Genomic DNA, 744 nt, shown 5'->3' with positions numbered 1-744 from the left:
ACTGCAGGACAGCCCGAAGTGCTAGAAGAATTATTGGTTCGCCCTATGCGGTGCGAGATATATGAGGTAATCAACAAGATTGGAATTCTGTACCGCATGCTCACGCTGAACACGGGGCAAACCCCCATGTCAGTCCGACATCAAATTGAGATCATGTACCAGGATTATCTGGATATAGAGATAGAAGGCATTACGCTGATACGTGAAGCAGATGCCCGCCGAGCTCGTCAACCGAATTGCTACAACTTTCGGGATGTGATTGAAGGGCTCAACTCTTATTTGGAGAGAAGTGAGACGCCGTTAGACCGTGGCGACATTCTAGACAATATTTCTAGCCTCGAGAGTCTCGCCAAGGAGAATGATAGGCACGATGTATTTAGAGATTTTCTTTTGACGTGGAACAAACTAATTCAAAAGATAACATCTTTCGATTTAAAGCACCCGACTCAAGAGCTAGATGAAGATTCGGAAGAAGTGAGCAACGTTCAGGTCTGGGGAAGCACCGGCGTGCAACTTTTTAAACGAGCACAGGCTATTTCAGGATTTGGCGCCGCAATGGGAATGTTGCGAGATGAGGATGCAAGCACGTCCTTCGCTACACTCGAAATTGATCACTTACAAGTCGGTGAGGAACATGACGAGTTTATGCTGGAGTTTAACGAAGTCATGCAAGCGCTGAATGGTCGAGCGAAGAGAAGAGGTAAAGCACAGAGACTGTTCTTCCGTCAATTTTTTAAAATGCTT

The 744-nt window shown here is 46.0% G+C and carries 1 protein-coding gene; it reads left to right on the top strand.

Annotated elements, in window-relative coordinates:
• Positions 1 to 96: 96 nt before the first annotated feature.
• A partial coding sequence (locus KVT32_RS27975; protein ID WP_217619182.1) for a hypothetical protein occupies positions 97 to 744 on the top strand: 648 nt, incomplete at its 3' end.

It is taken from the genome of Achromobacter sp. GbtcB20 (assembly GCF_019091095.1).
GTDB lineage: Bacteria > Pseudomonadota > Gammaproteobacteria > Burkholderiales > Burkholderiaceae_B > Achromobacter > Achromobacter mucicolens.
The sequence above is the reverse complement of the archived record's forward strand: the minus strand, read 5'-3'. Positions and strand labels throughout refer to the sequence as shown.